Annotated in this window: 14 protein-coding genes; 8 read left to right on the top strand and 6 right to left on the bottom strand. The window is 71.8% G+C overall.

Features of this window, described 5'->3' with window-relative positions:
- Positions 1-109 precede the first annotated feature (109 nt).
- Both ddaH and rocD read left to right on the top strand, forming a co-directional pair.
- Positions 110-907 carry a dimethylargininase gene (gene ddaH, locus BMW85_RS20750; RefSeq protein ID WP_091083679.1) on the top strand — a complete coding sequence of 266 codons (798 nt, stop codon included), beginning with the start codon at positions 110-112 and terminating at the stop codon, positions 905-907.
- A 1-nt stretch (position 908) separates the two neighbouring features.
- Positions 909-2,126, top strand: coding sequence for an ornithine--oxo-acid transaminase (gene rocD / locus BMW85_RS20755; RefSeq protein WP_091083681.1), 1,218 nt, complete (start codon positions 909-911; stop codon positions 2,124-2,126).
- A gap of 23 nt (positions 2,127-2,149) precedes the next feature.
- Here the strand turns inward: rocD and BMW85_RS20760 are convergent, their stop codons facing one another.
- The gene (locus BMW85_RS20760) at positions 2,150-3,706 is read right to left on the bottom strand and encodes an alkaline phosphatase D family protein (protein ID WP_245774961.1); all 1,557 of its coding nucleotides are present in this window, start codon (positions 3,704-3,706) and stop codon (positions 2,150-2,152) included.
- A gap of 214 nt (positions 3,707-3,920) precedes the next feature.
- Here BMW85_RS20760 and BMW85_RS20765 point away from each other — a divergent pair, with 214 nt between their 5' ends.
- Positions 3,921-5,198 carry a Glu/Leu/Phe/Val family dehydrogenase gene (locus BMW85_RS20765; RefSeq protein WP_091083685.1) on the top strand — a complete coding sequence of 426 codons (1,278 nt, stop codon included), beginning with the start codon at positions 3,921-3,923 and terminating at the stop codon, positions 5,196-5,198.
- Positions 5,199-5,275: 77 nt separating this feature from the next.
- Here the strand turns inward: BMW85_RS20765 and BMW85_RS20770 are convergent, their stop codons facing one another.
- Positions 5,276-5,722, bottom strand: a complete 447-nt coding sequence (locus BMW85_RS20770) for a MarR family winged helix-turn-helix transcriptional regulator (RefSeq protein WP_091083688.1) — start codon at positions 5,720-5,722, stop codon at positions 5,276-5,278.
- Positions 5,723-5,770: 48 nt separating this feature from the next.
- On the opposite strand from BMW85_RS20770, the gene BMW85_RS20775 reads away from it, so the two are divergent.
- From BMW85_RS20775 to BMW85_RS20790, 4 genes are read left to right on the top strand one after another with little or no spacing between them, the layout of a single operon-like run.
- Positions 5,771-6,850, top strand: coding sequence for a substrate-binding domain-containing protein (locus BMW85_RS20775; RefSeq protein WP_245774962.1), 1,080 nt, complete (start codon positions 5,771-5,773; stop codon positions 6,848-6,850).
- Positions 6,851-6,906: 56 nt separating this feature from the next.
- On the top strand, positions 6,907-8,274 hold the full coding sequence (locus tag BMW85_RS20780; protein ID WP_091083693.1) for an APC family permease: 1,368 nt from the start codon (positions 6,907-6,909) through the stop codon (positions 8,272-8,274).
- A complete protein-coding gene (locus BMW85_RS20785; RefSeq protein ID WP_091083696.1) occupies positions 8,271-9,275 on the top strand; it encodes an acetamidase/formamidase family protein in 1,005 nt (334 codons plus the stop codon). Before BMW85_RS20780 ends, BMW85_RS20785 begins: the two co-directional genes overlap by 4 nt.
- Before the next feature lie 55 nt (positions 9,276-9,330).
- The gene (locus BMW85_RS20790; RefSeq protein WP_177240787.1) at positions 9,331-10,155 is read left to right on the top strand and encodes a trypsin-like serine peptidase; all 825 of its coding nucleotides are present in this window, start codon (positions 9,331-9,333) and stop codon (positions 10,153-10,155) included.
- A 2-nt stretch (positions 10,156-10,157) separates the two neighbouring features.
- Here BMW85_RS20790 and BMW85_RS20795 read toward each other — a convergent pair whose 3' ends face one another.
- From BMW85_RS20795 to BMW85_RS20805, 3 genes are read right to left on the bottom strand one after another with little or no spacing between them, the layout of a single operon-like run.
- Positions 10,158-11,045, bottom strand: a complete 888-nt coding sequence (locus tag BMW85_RS20795; RefSeq protein WP_091083701.1) for a Gfo/Idh/MocA family protein — start codon at positions 11,043-11,045, stop codon at positions 10,158-10,160.
- The gene (locus tag BMW85_RS20800) at positions 11,042-11,953 is read right to left on the bottom strand and encodes an NAD-dependent epimerase/dehydratase family protein (RefSeq protein WP_091083704.1); all 912 of its coding nucleotides are present in this window, start codon (positions 11,951-11,953) and stop codon (positions 11,042-11,044) included. The genes BMW85_RS20795 and BMW85_RS20800 overlap by 4 nt, the downstream gene beginning before the upstream one ends.
- A gap of 2 nt (positions 11,954-11,955) precedes the next feature.
- The gene (locus BMW85_RS20805) at positions 11,956-12,309 is read right to left on the bottom strand and encodes a YrdB family protein (protein ID WP_091083706.1); all 354 of its coding nucleotides are present in this window, start codon (positions 12,307-12,309) and stop codon (positions 11,956-11,958) included.
- A 119-nt stretch (positions 12,310-12,428) separates the two neighbouring features.
- Between BMW85_RS20805 and BMW85_RS20810 the strand changes: the two genes are divergently transcribed.
- The gene (locus BMW85_RS20810) at positions 12,429-13,130 is read left to right on the top strand and encodes a TetR/AcrR family transcriptional regulator (protein ID WP_091083709.1); all 702 of its coding nucleotides are present in this window, start codon (positions 12,429-12,431) and stop codon (positions 13,128-13,130) included.
- On the opposite strand, the gene BMW85_RS20815 is transcribed toward BMW85_RS20810, so the two are convergent.
- Positions 13,117-13,707 (bottom strand): TetR/AcrR family transcriptional regulator, encoded by a 591-nt coding sequence (locus BMW85_RS20815; protein WP_091083710.1) that lies wholly within the window; start codon positions 13,705-13,707, stop codon positions 13,117-13,119. The two genes, BMW85_RS20810 and BMW85_RS20815, sit on opposite strands and share 14 nt — an antisense overlap.
- Between the last annotated feature and the right edge of the window lie 2 nt (positions 13,708-13,709).

Below are 13,709 nucleotides of genomic sequence, written 5' to 3' on the forward strand. Positions count from 1 at the left end.
CGCAACAGACCCGCGCCAGCGCGCAATGCCACCCGCTTGGCCTGCGCAAATGTGATTCCTAGGCTGTGTCCGTCCCCATGTGCCCGCATAAGTGCGACGGAGAAGCCGCATGCCCAAACACTTCCTGATGTGCCGTCCGGACTACTTCACGGTCGAGTACGCCATCAACCCGTGGATGCATCCCGAGGCCGGCGCGGACCGCGACGTCGCGGTCCGCCAGTGGGAGGGCCTGAAAGCGGCCTACGAGGAGCTCGGGCACCGGGTGGACCTCATCGACCCGATCGACGGCCTGCCCGACATGGTCTTCGCCGCCAACGGCGCGCTGGTCGTCGGCGGCCGCGTCTACGGGGCCAGGTTCGCCTTCCCGCAGCGCGGCCCCGAGGGCCCGGCCTACCTGCGGTGGTTCGCCGAGCGCGGCTACCCGGTGCTGGAGCCGGCGCACGTCAACGAGGGCGAGGGCGACTTCCTCACGCTCGACGAGGTCGTGCTGGCCGGCACCGGGTTCCGTACCGACGTGGTGGCCCACAAGGAGGCGCAGGAGTTCCTGGGCCGCCCGGTCGTCTCGCTGACCCTGGTGGACCCGCGCTTCTACCACCTCGACACGGCGCTGTTCCCGCTGGACGGCCGCAACGTCGCCTACTACCCGCAGGCGTTCTCGCCGGGCAGCCAGGAGGTGCTGCGCCGGATGTTCCCCGACGCCGTGCTCGCCGGGGCCGAGGACGCCGAGGTCCTGGGGCTCAACGCGGTCAGCGACGGCAGGAACGTGGTGATCAACGCCGAGGCGTCCTCGCTCCAGCTGGAGCTCAAGCGCCGTGGGTACGAGGTGATTCCGGTTGACCTGTCGGAGTTGCGCAAGGCAGGCGGCGGACCGAAGTGCTGCACACTGGAAATCAGGGGGGAAAACTGACATGACCAGCAGCGCAGAGCTGATCGAGCTGAGCGAGCGCCGCAGCGCGCACAACTATCACCCGCTTCCCGTGGTGGTCCACGAGGCCGAGGGGGCCTGGGTCACCGACGTGGACGGCAAACGATATCTGGACTGCCTGTCCGGCTACTCGTCGCTCAACTTCGGCCACCGCAACCAGAAGATCATCGAAGCGGCCCAGGAGCAGCTGCAGCGGCTGACCCTGACCAGCCGGGCGTTCTACCACGACCAGTTCGCGCAGTTCTGCGCCGGGCTGGGCGACCTCACGGGCAAGGACCTGATCCTGCCCATGAACACCGGCGCGGAGGCCGTCGAGACCGCCATCAAGGTGGCCCGCAAGTGGGGTTACGACGTCAAGGGCGTCGAGCCCGGCCAGGCGAACATCATCGTGATGGAGAACAACTTCCACGGCCGCACCACCACGATCATCAGCTTCTCCACCGATCCCGACGCGCACGACGGCTTCGGGCCGTACACCCCGGGCTTCCGGCTCGTGCCGTACGGGTCGATCGAGGCGATCAGGGCGGCGATGGACGCCGACACCGTGGCCGTGCTGGTCGAGCCCATCCAGGGCGAGGCCGGGGTCCTGGTGCCGCCGGACGGCTACCTGAGCGACATCCGCGACCTGTGCACCGCCGAGGGCGTGCTGATGATCGCCGACGAGATCCAGTCGGGGCTCGGGCGCACCGGGCAGACGTTCGCCTGCGACCACGAGGGGGTCGTGCCGGACATCTACGTGCTGGGCAAGGCGCTCGGCGGCGGCGTCGTCCCGGTGTCGGCCATTGCGGCCAACCGCGACGTGCTCGGCGTGATCCACCCCGGGCAGCACGGCTCCACCTTCGGCGGCAACCCGCTCGCCTGCGCGGTCGCCAACGCCGTCATCGAGATCCTCGGCACCGGTGAGTTCCAGGCCAGGGCCGCCAAGCTCGGCGAGGTGCTGCACACCCGGCTGCGCGAGCTGGTCGGCAAGGGCGTGGTCGAGGTGCGCGGGCGCGGCCTCTGGGCCGGCGTGGACATCGACCCCGACCTCGCCACCGGGCGCGAGGTGTCGAAGGCGCTGATGAAGCGGGGCGTGCTGGCCAAGGACACGCACGGCTCCACGATCCGGCTGGCCCCGCCCATCGTGATCAGCGAGGACGACCTGGTCTGGGCGGTGGACCAGCTCGCCGACGCCGTCTACGAGTTCAGGAACAAGGGTTAGCGGGCACACCCTGCGCCGGCGGCTCAGCGCAGTCGCACCGAGTCGATCCGGCGCAGGGTGTCGTTGCGGGATTCGTACCAGCTCACCTCGTCGGGCAGGGTGAGCGTGGCGATGGCGTTCTGGAAGAACGGGCCTTTGGTGATCCGCCAGCGGAACGGCGGTCGCCGGACGCCCGCCAGGCGGGCCAGCAGGCCGCCCACCAGCGTGGCCACCGAGAACTGGGTGACCACGTTGGCCCAGCGCAGCAGGCGGCTGAGCGGGTTGCGGATGGGCGAGCAGACGATCTGGAAGATCTGTCCTCTGTTGGTCCTGGCGAGGTAGGAGTAGTGGACGTCGCCGGAGAGGATCATCACCGGCTTGTCCGTCCTGACCAGCAGCCGGGCGAGGTCCTCGAACGAGCGCCGGAACGCCGCCCAGTGCTCCAGGTCGATGGCCTGCCGGAACCGCTCCGACCACTCCCGCACCCGGGACCCCCACTTGCCGTCGGCGAGGGCCTCGTTCCAGTTTTGCACGCCGTGGACGCCCTCGGGCAGCAGGAACGGGATCGACGAGCCGATGATCAGGCGCTCGGCCGGCGCGGCGAGCTGCTCCTCCAGCCAGGCCCACTCGTCGGGGTCGAGCATGCGCCGGTCGCCCGGGGTGAGCTGCCTGGCGCACCGGGTGTCGACCATGATCAGCCGGGCGCCGCCGAGCTCGCGCGAATAGCTCCAGCGGTTGCTGCTCGGCTCGGCGTCGGCCTTCTCGGCGAAGGCGTCGAGCTCGGCGGCGCCGTCCCGGCCGTCGAGGTCGAGCAGCGTGCGCATGAGCGGGTCGGCGGCCCGCTCGGCGGGCGAGAGGTTGCCGAGGTGCTGGTAGACCCAGTAGGCCCCGAGCCCGGCGACCACCCGCCGCTGCCACCAGGTGGTGCGGGCCATCTGCTCGCGCCAGGGCTGGGAGGTGTTCCAGTCGTCGCGCAGGTCGTGGTCGTCGAAGATCATCGCGGTCGGCACGGTGGACAGCAGCCACTGGATGTCCGGCTCGGTCCACGCCTGGCGGTAGAGCTCGGCGTACTCCTCGAAGTCGGCGATCTCGTCCTGCGGCGCGGTGTCACGGCGGGCCCGGATGAAGGCCAGGATGTCCTGGGAGGGGGCGTCGGCGTAGACCTGGTCGCCGATGAGCAGCAGCAGGTCGGGCCACTCCTCGTCGGGCGCCTCGTAGAGCCGGCGGCCGTAGGAGCGCAGCACGTCCTCGCCGTGGACGCGCACGGTGGCGGGGTCGTGCGGCACGCTGGTGCGGCACGAGCCGAACGCCAGCCGCCGGGCCCCGCTCTCGGGCATCAGCCGGATGCGGCTCGGCGGGCGACCCGCCAGCGGCCATACGCGCTCCCCGTCGAGGGTGACGGAATACGACGGGATATCCTGGGTGAGCTCGACGAGATCCACGATCGCATAGTGGTGTCCGTGCACGGTGAAGGTAGGCGACCGGTAAGCCCTGCCACCCGCCTCGACGGCGACCGTGCAGGGTTCGGCGGTCTCCACCCAGATCGAGGCGCTATGGGAATCGACGTGTCTGAGCATCGGCCCCACCACGAGTGCGGGCATCCGACCCTCCGTTTCGATGTTTCGGCACAGTGTCGCGGCCCAGCCTGCCAGAGTGGCACGGTCACAGCATCTCGATCATCGGCTTGGATTTCTACCAACGACTAGGCAAGCTGAAACGCCCCGCCTTAGGATCATCGTGACAACATCGCCCTAAGTGGAAAGCAATGGCGCTTTCCTCGCAAAACGGGCGTAAATACCAGGAGGACACTCTTCCATGAGCATCATGGTGCCGTCAAAGACGCCGGCCCTGATCACCCCGGGCCGGCAGGCCCTCGACTCCGCCCTCCACCAGCTCCACCAGGCCGCCGAGCACCTCGGGCTCGACGACGGGCTGCGTACGATGCTGGCGACGCCGCGCCGCTCGCTGACCGTCTCGGTCCCGGTGCGGCGCGAGGACGGACGACTCGACGTCGTGCAGGGCTTCCGCGTCCAGCACAACGTCTCCCGCGGCCCCGCCAAAGGCGGCATCCGCTTTCATCCCGGCACCGACATCCACGAGGTCACCGCGCTCGCGATGTGGATGACCTGGAAGTGCGCGCTGGTCGGCATCCCGTACGGCGGCGCCAAAGGCGGCGTCGCCGTGGACCCGGCCACGCTCACCGTCCGCGAGAAGGAACGACTGACCCGCCGCTACGTCAACGAGATCCTGCCGCTGATCGGCCCGGAGAAGGACATCCCCGCGCCCGACGTCGGCACCGACGAGCAGACCATGGCCTGGATCATGGACACCTACAGCGTCAGCGCCGGCTACTCCGTGCCCGGGGTGGTCACCGGCAAGCCGATGACGCTGGGCGGCTCGCTCGGCCGCGCCGGCGCGACCTCGCGCGGCGTGCAGATCGCCGCGCTGGCCGCGCTCGGCCGCTCGCCCGAGGGCGTCAGCGTGGCCGTGCAGGGCTTCGGCAAGGTGGGCGCGCTCGCCGCCCAATACCTCGCCGACGCCGGCTGCAAGGTCGTCGCGATCTCCGACGTCGGCGGCGCCGTGTACGCGAGCGGCGGCCTCGACGTCTCCCGCCTGCGCGCCCACGCGGCCGAGCACGGGAGCGTGCGCGGCTACCCGCACGCCGACGAGCTGCCCCTCGACGACCTGCTGGAGCTGGACGTCGACATCCTGGTCCCGGCGGCGCTGGAAGGCGCGATCACCGAGGCCAACGCGCCCCGCGTGCGCGCCCGCCTGATCGTCGAGGGCGCCAACGGGCCGCTCACCCCCGAGGCCGACGAGATCCTGAACGCGGGCGGCACCACGATCGTGCCGGACATCCTCGCCAACGCCGGCGGGGTGATCGTCTCCTACCTGGAGTGGGTGCAGAACATGCAGGCCTTCTCCTGGAGCTCCGGCGAGGTCGAGCTGAAGCTGCGCGACCTCATGGAGAACGCGTTCGCCGAGGTGCGCTCGCTCGCCGGGGCCCGCGGGCTCACGCTGCGGGAGGCGGCGCACGTCATCGGCGTCGGCCGGGTGGCCGAGGCCCACCAGATGCGCGGCCTCTACCCGTGAGCTGATCCGGGGATCGAAAGGCCCGGCCGCCCTCGTACGCCGAGGGCGGCCGGGCCGTCGTCATGGTGGAAGGCGGCTCAGACGCGCAGCTCGGCGTAGTCGAGCGCGGCCGTGAGCGTCTCCAGGTCACGCATCAGCCGCTCGGTGCGCTCGTGGCCGAAGGCGTCGGCGATGAGCCGGTGGTGCTCGGCCACCGCGCCGTCCGTGCGGGCCAGCAGCTCGGCCCCCCGGTCGGAGACGAACACCGCCACCCGCCGCCGGTCGCCCTTCGACGGCCCCCGGTAGACCAGCGCCCGGTCGATGAGCCGGTCCACGGCCTTGGTCAGCGTCGGGTGCGGCATCAGCACGGCCTCGGCCAGCTCGCCCATGGAATGCCCGCGGCCCTCGGCCAGCGCCCGCAGGATGCGCCACTGCTCGACGGTGACGTCCTCGCCGGCCAGCACGGCGGCGAGGCCGCGGGTGACGCTCCGCTCCGCACAGCTCAGGAGGTAGGCGAGTGAGGACCCGAGACCGGAGTCGTTCATGGACAAGGTCCTTTCTTAGGGGAGCTATTCCGGAGGATACTCGTCGGCGTGGCGGCGGTCGTCGATCCTTTAGAAGCGCGGCTCCTTCCCTCCGGCTCGCTCAGGATCGGCCTGGTCGTGCCGGTGTCCGGGGTGCTCGGGCTGGTGGGCCCGTGCGCGATCAACTGCGCCGTGCTGGCCGCCGAGGAGCTCAACGCGGCCGGCGGGGTGCTCGGCAGGCCGCTGGAGCTGGTCCTGGTGGACGGCGGCCGGCCGGCCCGCGAGGTGGCCGCCGAGGTCGCCGGGCTGGTCGCCTCGGGCACGATCCAGGCGGTCGCCGGTACGCACGCCAGCGACGTGCGGGTGGAGGTGGTGGCGGCGCTCGCCGGGCGGGTGCCGTTCGTGTACGCGCCCCCGTACGAGGGCGGCGGTCACGCCCCCGGCGTCTACTTCCTCGGCGAGACCCCGCGCCGCCAGCTCGAACCGGCCATCGACTGGCTGATCCGCACCCGCCGGGCCCAGCGCTGGTTCCTGCTGGGCAACGACTACGTCTGGCCCCGGCTGGTGCACGCCGCCGCCCGCGTCCGCCTGCGCGCGGCCGGGGCGAGCGTCGTGGGCGAGGGCCTCGCCGGCTACGGGCAGGCGACGCGCTGGCTGGACCGGGTGGCCGGTGCCCGTCCCGACGCGATCCTGCTCACGCTGATCGGCAGCGACCTGGTCGCCTTCAACCGCGCCTACGCCGCCGCCGGGCTGGGCGCGGCCCGGCTCTGCGGGGCGCTGGAGGAGCACGGCCTGCTCGGCATCGGCGGCGACGGCACGGGCGAGCTGTACGCGTCCATGGGCTACTTCCGCGACCTCACGACCGAGCCGGCGCTGGACTTCGCCGAACGGTACGCGGCCCGTTTCGGCCCCGACGCCCCCATGCTCAACGCGCACGGCCACGGCTGCTACGAGGCGGTCGCCATGCTGGCGGCGCTGTGCGGGCGGGCGGGCTCGCTGGCGGTGCCGGCCCTGGACGCGGTGGCCGAGGGGGCCACGATCACCAGCGGGCGGGGGCGGCTCACGCTGCGGGACCGGCAGGTGGCTCACCCGGTCCATCTCGCCCGCGCGGACGGCCTCCAATTCTTTCTGGAGAAACCTTTTCTCTAGAAACCTTTGGCTCTAAGGTGCCAATCGCCCCTCTGACGCAGCTAGGAGCCCCGTCCATGAGCACCGTCGAGCAGTTCGGCTATCGCCAGGAACTACAGCGGTCCCTGGGATTCGCCGACCTCATGATCTACGGCCTGATCTTCATGGTGCCGATCGCGCCGTTCGGCATCTTCGGCAACGTCTTCGCCGTCTCGCACGGCATGGTCGCGCTGGCGTACCTCATCGGCCTGGTGGCGATGGCGTTCACCGCGCTGTCGTACGCGCAGATGGCCCGCGCCTTCCCGATGGCCGGGTCCGTCTACACCTACGCCGGCCGCGGGATCGGCGCTCCCGTCGGGTTCATCGCCGGATGGGCGATCCTGCTCGACTACGTGCTCGTGCCTGCCCTGCTCTACCTGGTGGCGAGCGTGGCCATGAACTCCTTCGTGCCCGCCGTCCCCGTCGTGGGCTGGCTGGTGGCGTTCGTGGTGCTCAACACCGTCGTCAACTACCTCGGCATCCAGATGACCGCCAGGATCACCCGGATCATGCTGGCCGCCGAGCTGGCCGTACTGGCGATCTTCCTGGTGGTCGGCGGCGTTGCCCTGGCGCAGGGCAAGGCGCAGACCGGCGCGCTCACGCCGCTGTTCGACTCCGCCGGGTTCAGCTGGAGCGTGGTGCTGGCCGCGGCGTCGGTCGCGGTGCTGTCGTTCCTCGGCTTCGACGGCATCTCGACCCTCGCCGAGGAGAACCGCGAGGACGCCCGCAGGCTCGGCCGGTCCATGCTGGCCGCCCTCGCCGTCGCCGCCGTGCTGTTCGTGGTGCAGACGTGGGTGGCCGCGCTGCTCACCCCCGGCCGGGCCGACCTGATCGCGAACGGCGACGAAGCCGGCAACGCCTTCTACGACACCGCCGAGTTCGCCGGCGGGCCCTGGCTGGCGGCGCTCACCGCCGTGGCCACCGCCGTCGCGTGGGGCTTCGCCAACTCGCTGGTCGCGCAGGCGGCCACCTCGCGGCTGCTGTTCGCGATGGGCCGGGACCGGATGCTGCCGTCGTTCCTCGCCAAGGTGCACCCCAAGCACAAGGTGCCGGTCAACGCCACGCTCGCGGTGGCCGGGATCTCGCTCGTCCTCGGGATCTTCATGAGCACCAGGGACAACGGCATCGGGGAGCTGGCCTCGCTGGTCAACTTCGGCGCCATGTTCGCGTTCCTGGTGCTGCACGTCTCCGTCGTGGTGCACTACCTGATCAGGAAGCGCAGCGGTAACCTGCTGGCGCACCTGGTCGTGCCCGTGGTCGGCTTCCTCGTGCTGGCCGCCGTCGTCATCAACCAGAACGTCGCGGCCCAGTGGGTCGGCGGCCTGTGGCTGCTGCTCGGCCTGGTCGTGCTCGGCATCACCTATCTGATGGGCCGCCGGCCCGAGCTTCCCCAGGAGGTCGTGTGAACGTCGTGTCCTACCATCCGAAGCCCGAGGAGCTCAGCTACACCTTCGGCGGCCGGCCGCCGGTCGGCAAGGTGCGCCCGGGCACGATCCTCGAGATCTTCACCGAGGACTGCTTCGGCGGCCTGGTGCGGACGGTGGACGACCTGCCGTCGCGGGTGTGCGAGTTCCCCTACCTCAACCCGGTGACCGGGCCGTTCCACGTGGAGGGGGCCGAGCCCGGCGACACGCTGGCGCTGCACTTCGTACGGATCACCCCGGCGCGGGACTGGGCGGTGTCCACGACGTTCCCCCACTTCGGCGCGCTGACCGGCACCCACACCACGGCCATGCTCCAGCCGCCGCTGGAGGAGCGCGTCTGGCGCTACGACCTCGACCTCGACAAGGGCGTGGCCGTCTACCACGCCCGCTCCAGCGACTTCAGCGTGGAGCTGCCGCTCGACCCCATGCACGGCACGGTCGGCGTCGCCCCCGGCGCGAACGAGGCCCGCATGACCATCACCCCCGACGCGCACGGCGGCAACATGGACACCCCCGAGCTGCGCGCGGGCGTCACCGTCTACCTGGGCGTCAACGTCGAGGGCGGCCTGTTCGCGATCGGCGACGGGCACGCCAGGCAGGGCCACGGCGAGGTGTGCGGCACCGCGGTCGAGTCCGCCATGAACACCGTGGTCGCGGTCGAGCTGATCAAGGGCGTGGCCACGCCGTGGCCGCGGCTGGAGGACGACCTGCACCTGATGTCCACGGGCTCGGCCCGGCCGCTGGAGGACGCCTACCGCATCAGCCAGCACGACCTGGTCACCTGGGCCGCCGAGCTGACCGGGCTCGACACCCTGGACGCCTACCAGCTCGTCAGCCAGGCCGGGGAGGCGCCGGTGGGCAACGTGTGCGACACCAACTACACGATGGTGGCCAAGCTGCCCAAGGCTTACCTCGGCGGGCCGGGCGTCTACGAGTCCGCACACGAGCGGCTGCGCGCGCTCGGTTCCCAGTACACGAGTTAGTAAACCCGGATGTCGCAGGTCGGGGCGCTGATCATCTTCTGCTACCTGTTGGAGGGTGCTCAGGTTGGTGCTGTCCCTGCTCCTGCTCGATCCAAGCGCCGTCATCGAGGTGTCCCAACGCAACATCCCCGCGCCGCGCGTGCTCACCCCCGACGGCGACCGCCTCGGCTACGCCCCGGTGCCGCGCCCCTTCACCGGGGCGCGGCAGCTCACCGGCGTGCTGGTCGGCCGTGACTCGGTGACCGGCCAGGACATCATGTGCGGCGGCACCGTGATCGGCTCGCGCAGCCGCAGCCTGGTGCTGACGGCCGCGCACTGCCTCTACCACCAGGGGCGGCTGCTCGGGCGGCTGACCTTCCTGCCCGGCTACGACCGGGGGCGGGCGCGGCACGGCGTGTGGCCGGTGGTGCGCTCGTGGGTGCCGGCGCGGTGGCGGAACCAGCCTTACTCGACGGAGCTGCTGCCGTACGACGTGGGGCTGGCCGGCGTCGTACGGCGGGGCCGCCCGCTGGAGGCGGTCACCGGGCGCGGCCTCACGGCCATGCCGACCACGCGCGGCACCGCGCTGCGCGGCCTGGAGCTGCTGGGCTACCCGGCCGGCAAGGGTTATCCGCGGCTGCGGCTGCACCGGTGCCTGGGCGACACGACCGAGGGCGTCTCCGAGGGACCGGGGCTCATGGTCACCCGCAACTGCCACGCCGCCGCGGGCGGCAGCGGCGGGCCCGCGCTGTACGGCGGCGCGGTCGCGGGCGTGGTGTCGTCGTCGAGCCCGCTGAGCGACACCAAGGGCTACACGGTGCTGACCCGGCTGGGCGGCCGGCCCTTCGAGCGGATGCTGGCGAAGGCCGACCGGGCGATGCGCGCCGAGCGCAAGGACTGACCTCAGCCGGCCTGCGCCACGATCTCCTCGCACAGGGCGTGGGTGGCCAGGGCGTCGCCCGCGTCCAGCACCCGGCCCTCGCGGACCGCGTCCAGGAACTCCACGCAGACCTGCTCGATGCCCCGCTGGCGGGACACCGGCACCCAGTCGGGCCGCCGCGTGAGCGTCTCGCCGCCGCGGTATTCGATCACCTCGCCGAGGTTGACCACCCGCCGCTTGACGCCGTCGCCCATGACCTCGCAGGACTCCTCGCTCGCGCCGCTCACCCTGTTCATGATCCCGAGGGCGGTGCAGCCGTCGCCGGACAGCTCCAGCACGATGTGCTCGATCCGGCCGTCCCTGACCCTGGTCCTGATCGTGGTGTCCGTGACCGGGCCGGGCAGCAGGAACCTCAGCGTGTCGGCGACGTGGATGAAGTCGTCGAACACGGCCCTGCGCGGGTCGTCGGGGTGGTTCTCCCTGTTCTTCTGCATGACGACCAGGTGCCGGGGCAGCGCGGTGAGGGCGGCGTAGCCGGGGGCGCGGCGGCGGTTGAAGCCGACCATGAGCGACCTGCCCTCGGCCCGCGCCAGGCGCACCAGGCGCTCGGACTCGGCCAGTGTGTACGCGATCGGCTTGTCGACGTAGACGTGCACCCCGGCGGCCAGCAACGGCTCGACGATCTCCGGATGGGCCTCCGTGGCCGCGTGCACGAACGCCGCCTCCACCCCCTCCTTGATGACCTCGTCCACGCTGGTGGAGCGGCGGGCGATGCGGTAGGCGTCGCCGAGCCGGTCCAGCCGGGCCGTGTTGCGGGTGCACAGGTGCAGGTCGAGGCCGGGCTGGGCGGCGAGCACGGGCAGGTATGCCTTCTCCGCGATGTCGCCCAGGCCGATGATTGCTGTCTTCACAAGCCGAGCGTAGCCTTCAGCGCCTCGTCCACCGGGGTGGGCGCGACGCCGAACGTCCGCTGGAAGGCCGAGGAGTCCAGCACGTACGGCGCCGTGAACTGGTGGCGGACGTGCCCCAGCTCCCCCATCATCGGCGAGAACAGCCCGGCCACCCGCAGCAGCGGCCACGGGATCTGGATGAGCCGCGGCGCGGGCCTGCCGAGCAGGGCGGCCATCCGCTCCCCCATCTGCCGGAAGGTCAGCGGCTCGGCGGTCGGCACGTGCCAGGGCCGGCCCCAGGCCCGCTCGTCGCCCCCGGCCACGATGAGCGCGTCGGCCACGTCCGGCAGGTACGTCCAGGCGTGCGGCACGTCGGCCGGCCAGACGAGCGGAACGGCCCGGCCGGCGCGCAGCGGCTCGAGGAAGCGGTCGCCCAGGTAGGACTGGTCGGTGGCGCCGGGGCCGTAGTAGTCGGAGCCGCGCACCTCGGTGACCCTGATCCGGCCGGCCCGGTGGGCGGCGAGCGCGTCCTCCCACATCGTGGCCCGTACCCGGAACTTGGGGTCGGTGGAGGCGAGCGGCAGGTCCTCGGTCATCGGGCCGGCGACCGGGCCGTAGGGGTAGAGGTTGCCGAGCATGGCGTACACGGCGCCGCTCGACTCGGCGGCGGCCAGGAACGACGCGGCCATCGGCGGCCAGTCGGTCAGCCAGCGGTGGTAGGCGGGGTTGACGCAGTTGTAGAGGACGTCCGCCCCCTGCGCGACCTGGACGAGCCTGGCCTGGTCGGCGATGTCGGCCGCGACCTTGACCGCGCCCTCAGGGCCGCGGCCGGAGCGGGTCACGACGACGACCTCGTGCCCCTGGTCGAGGAGCTTGGCGGCCACATGGCCGCCGACCTGGCCGGATCCGACGACGACGTGCTTACCCATGATCAAACCTGCTTCCAGACGAGACGGAGGACGGCGTTGACAACGAAGAGGACGGCGAGGACGGCCGCGGGGGTCGCGGCGCCGGCAGCATAGAACGCGAGCGCGCCGCCGCCGAACCAGACGATCTCCAGGGCGGCGCGGGCCAGGCCGGTGAGCGGGTAGACGGCGTTCGCGCCGCCGCCCGCGCCGAACAGCGCCCACGCCGCGATGAACAGCGCCGGGGCGCCGAGCCCGGCCAGCAGCTTCAGAGCCCAGTTCGGGCTGACCGTGAAGCCCCAGTAGCCGGCGGCGAACAGCACGGCCAGCTCCAGGAAGAACATCAGGGCCGCGTTGGCGTGCTTGGCGAGGGTGAGCATGGGGGGACTCCAGCGGTAGTTACTGCCGTTCACTTACGAGAGCAATGCTCTCTCAAGAGAGCGAGGCTCGTCAAGAGCACTGCTCTCGTTTTTTCGCACCGCTCTGGTAACCTACCGTCATGACCGCAAGCCGCACCGCCAGAGAACGTGTCCGTGCCGAGCTCACCAGGGAGATCACCGACATCGCGCGCCGCCAGCTCGCCACCGAGGGCGCGGGCGGGCTGTCGCTGCGCGCGGTGGCGAGGGAGATGGGCATGGTCTCCTCGGCCATCTACCGCTACTTCCCGAGCCGCGACGACCTGCTGACCGCCCTCATCATCGACGGCTACAACGCCCTCGGCGAGGCCGTCGAGCGGGGCGAGGCCGCCTGCCCCCGGGAGGACCATCTCGGGCGGTGGCTGGCCGCCTGCCACGCGGTGCGGGACTGGGCGCTCGCGCACCCCCACGAGTACGCCCTGCTCTACGGCTCCCCCGTGCCCGGCTACCACGCCCCCCAGGACACCGTCCCGGCCCGCGCGCGTGACGTCACCGTGCTCGGGGAGCTCATCGCCGACGCCTGGCGGGCCGGCGCCGTGCACCTGCCCGAACGCCTGCCCGCGCCGCCGCCCGCGCTGGCCTCGCAGGCGGGGGCGTTCCGCCAGCTCATGCCCGGCGTGCCGGACGACGTCGTGTGGGCGGCCGCCGCGGCGTGGACCACGCTGTACGGGTGGATCAACTTCGAGGTGTTCGGCCAGTTCAACAACGTCATCGACGACCGCCGCCCCGCCTTCGACCACGCCATGCGCCTCACCGCCACAGCGATGGGCCTCACCCCTTCGTGAGCAGCGGCACCAGCACCTCGTCCACGATCTGCGCCACCAGTTCGTCGGGGATGGGGGTGCCGTTGAAGAGGAAGTGGTGCCGCAGCAACGCATGCCCCGCGTCCAGCCGCCTGGGGGTGACCGCGCCCGGATCGACCTCCCCACGCTCGACCGCCCGCCGCACCACCTCCTCCATGGCCTTCCTGCCCATCCCGTGCGACGTCCTGCGCATCGCGCCGAGCTGCGACCCGCTGCTCAGCGCCTCCCCCAGGAGCCCGCGCAGCGCCTCCCCCGCCGGCCCCGACAGGGCCCGCGCGGCCTGGCCCAGCATGGCGACCAGGTCGCCGCGCAGCTCCCCGGTGTCGGGGACCGACTCGGGCGTGGGCAGGACGGTCCGCACCGCCTCGGCCACCAGCTCCAGCCGCGACGGCCAGCGCCGGTAGAGCGACGCCTTGCTGGCCTTCGCCCGCTCGGCCACCCGTTCCATGGTGAGCCCGGCGTAGCCGCTCTCGGCCAGCTCGTCGAGCGTCGCCCGGTAGATCGCGGCGTTGAGCGCCTCCCCTCTCCGGCGGGGCAGCTTACGGTGATCGGTGACCATGA

This window comes from Nonomuraea wenchangensis (assembly GCF_900111685.1).
GTDB lineage: Bacteria > Actinomycetota > Actinomycetes > Streptosporangiales > Streptosporangiaceae > Nonomuraea > Nonomuraea wenchangensis.

Coding starts and splice junctions, on each gene's coding strand:
- ddaH (WP_091083679.1), top strand. CDS start 110: ATGCCCAAACACTTCCTGATGTGCCGTCCGGACTACTTCACGGTCGAG.
- rocD (WP_091083681.1), top strand. CDS start 909: ATGACCAGCAGCGCAGAGCTGATCGAGCTGAGCGAGCGCCGCAGCGCG.
- BMW85_RS20760 (WP_245774961.1), bottom strand. CDS start 3,706: ATGCCCGCACTCGTGGTGGGGCCGATGCTCAGACACGTCGATTCCCAT.
- BMW85_RS20765 (WP_091083685.1), top strand. CDS start 3,921: ATGAGCATCATGGTGCCGTCAAAGACGCCGGCCCTGATCACCCCGGGC.
- BMW85_RS20770 (WP_091083688.1), bottom strand. CDS start 5,722: ATGAACGACTCCGGTCTCGGGTCCTCACTCGCCTACCTCCTGAGCTGT.
- BMW85_RS20780 (WP_091083693.1), top strand. CDS start 6,907: ATGAGCACCGTCGAGCAGTTCGGCTATCGCCAGGAACTACAGCGGTCC.
- BMW85_RS20800 (WP_091083704.1), bottom strand. CDS start 11,953: ATGGGTAAGCACGTCGTCGTCGGATCCGGCCAGGTCGGCGGCCATGTG.
- BMW85_RS20805 (WP_091083706.1), bottom strand. CDS start 12,309: ATGCTCACCCTCGCCAAGCACGCCAACGCGGCCCTGATGTTCTTCCTG.
- BMW85_RS20810 (WP_091083709.1), top strand. CDS start 12,429: ATGACCGCAAGCCGCACCGCCAGAGAACGTGTCCGTGCCGAGCTCACC.
- BMW85_RS20815 (WP_091083710.1), bottom strand. CDS start 13,707: ATGGTCACCGATCACCGTAAGCTGCCCCGCCGGAGAGGGGAGGCGCTC.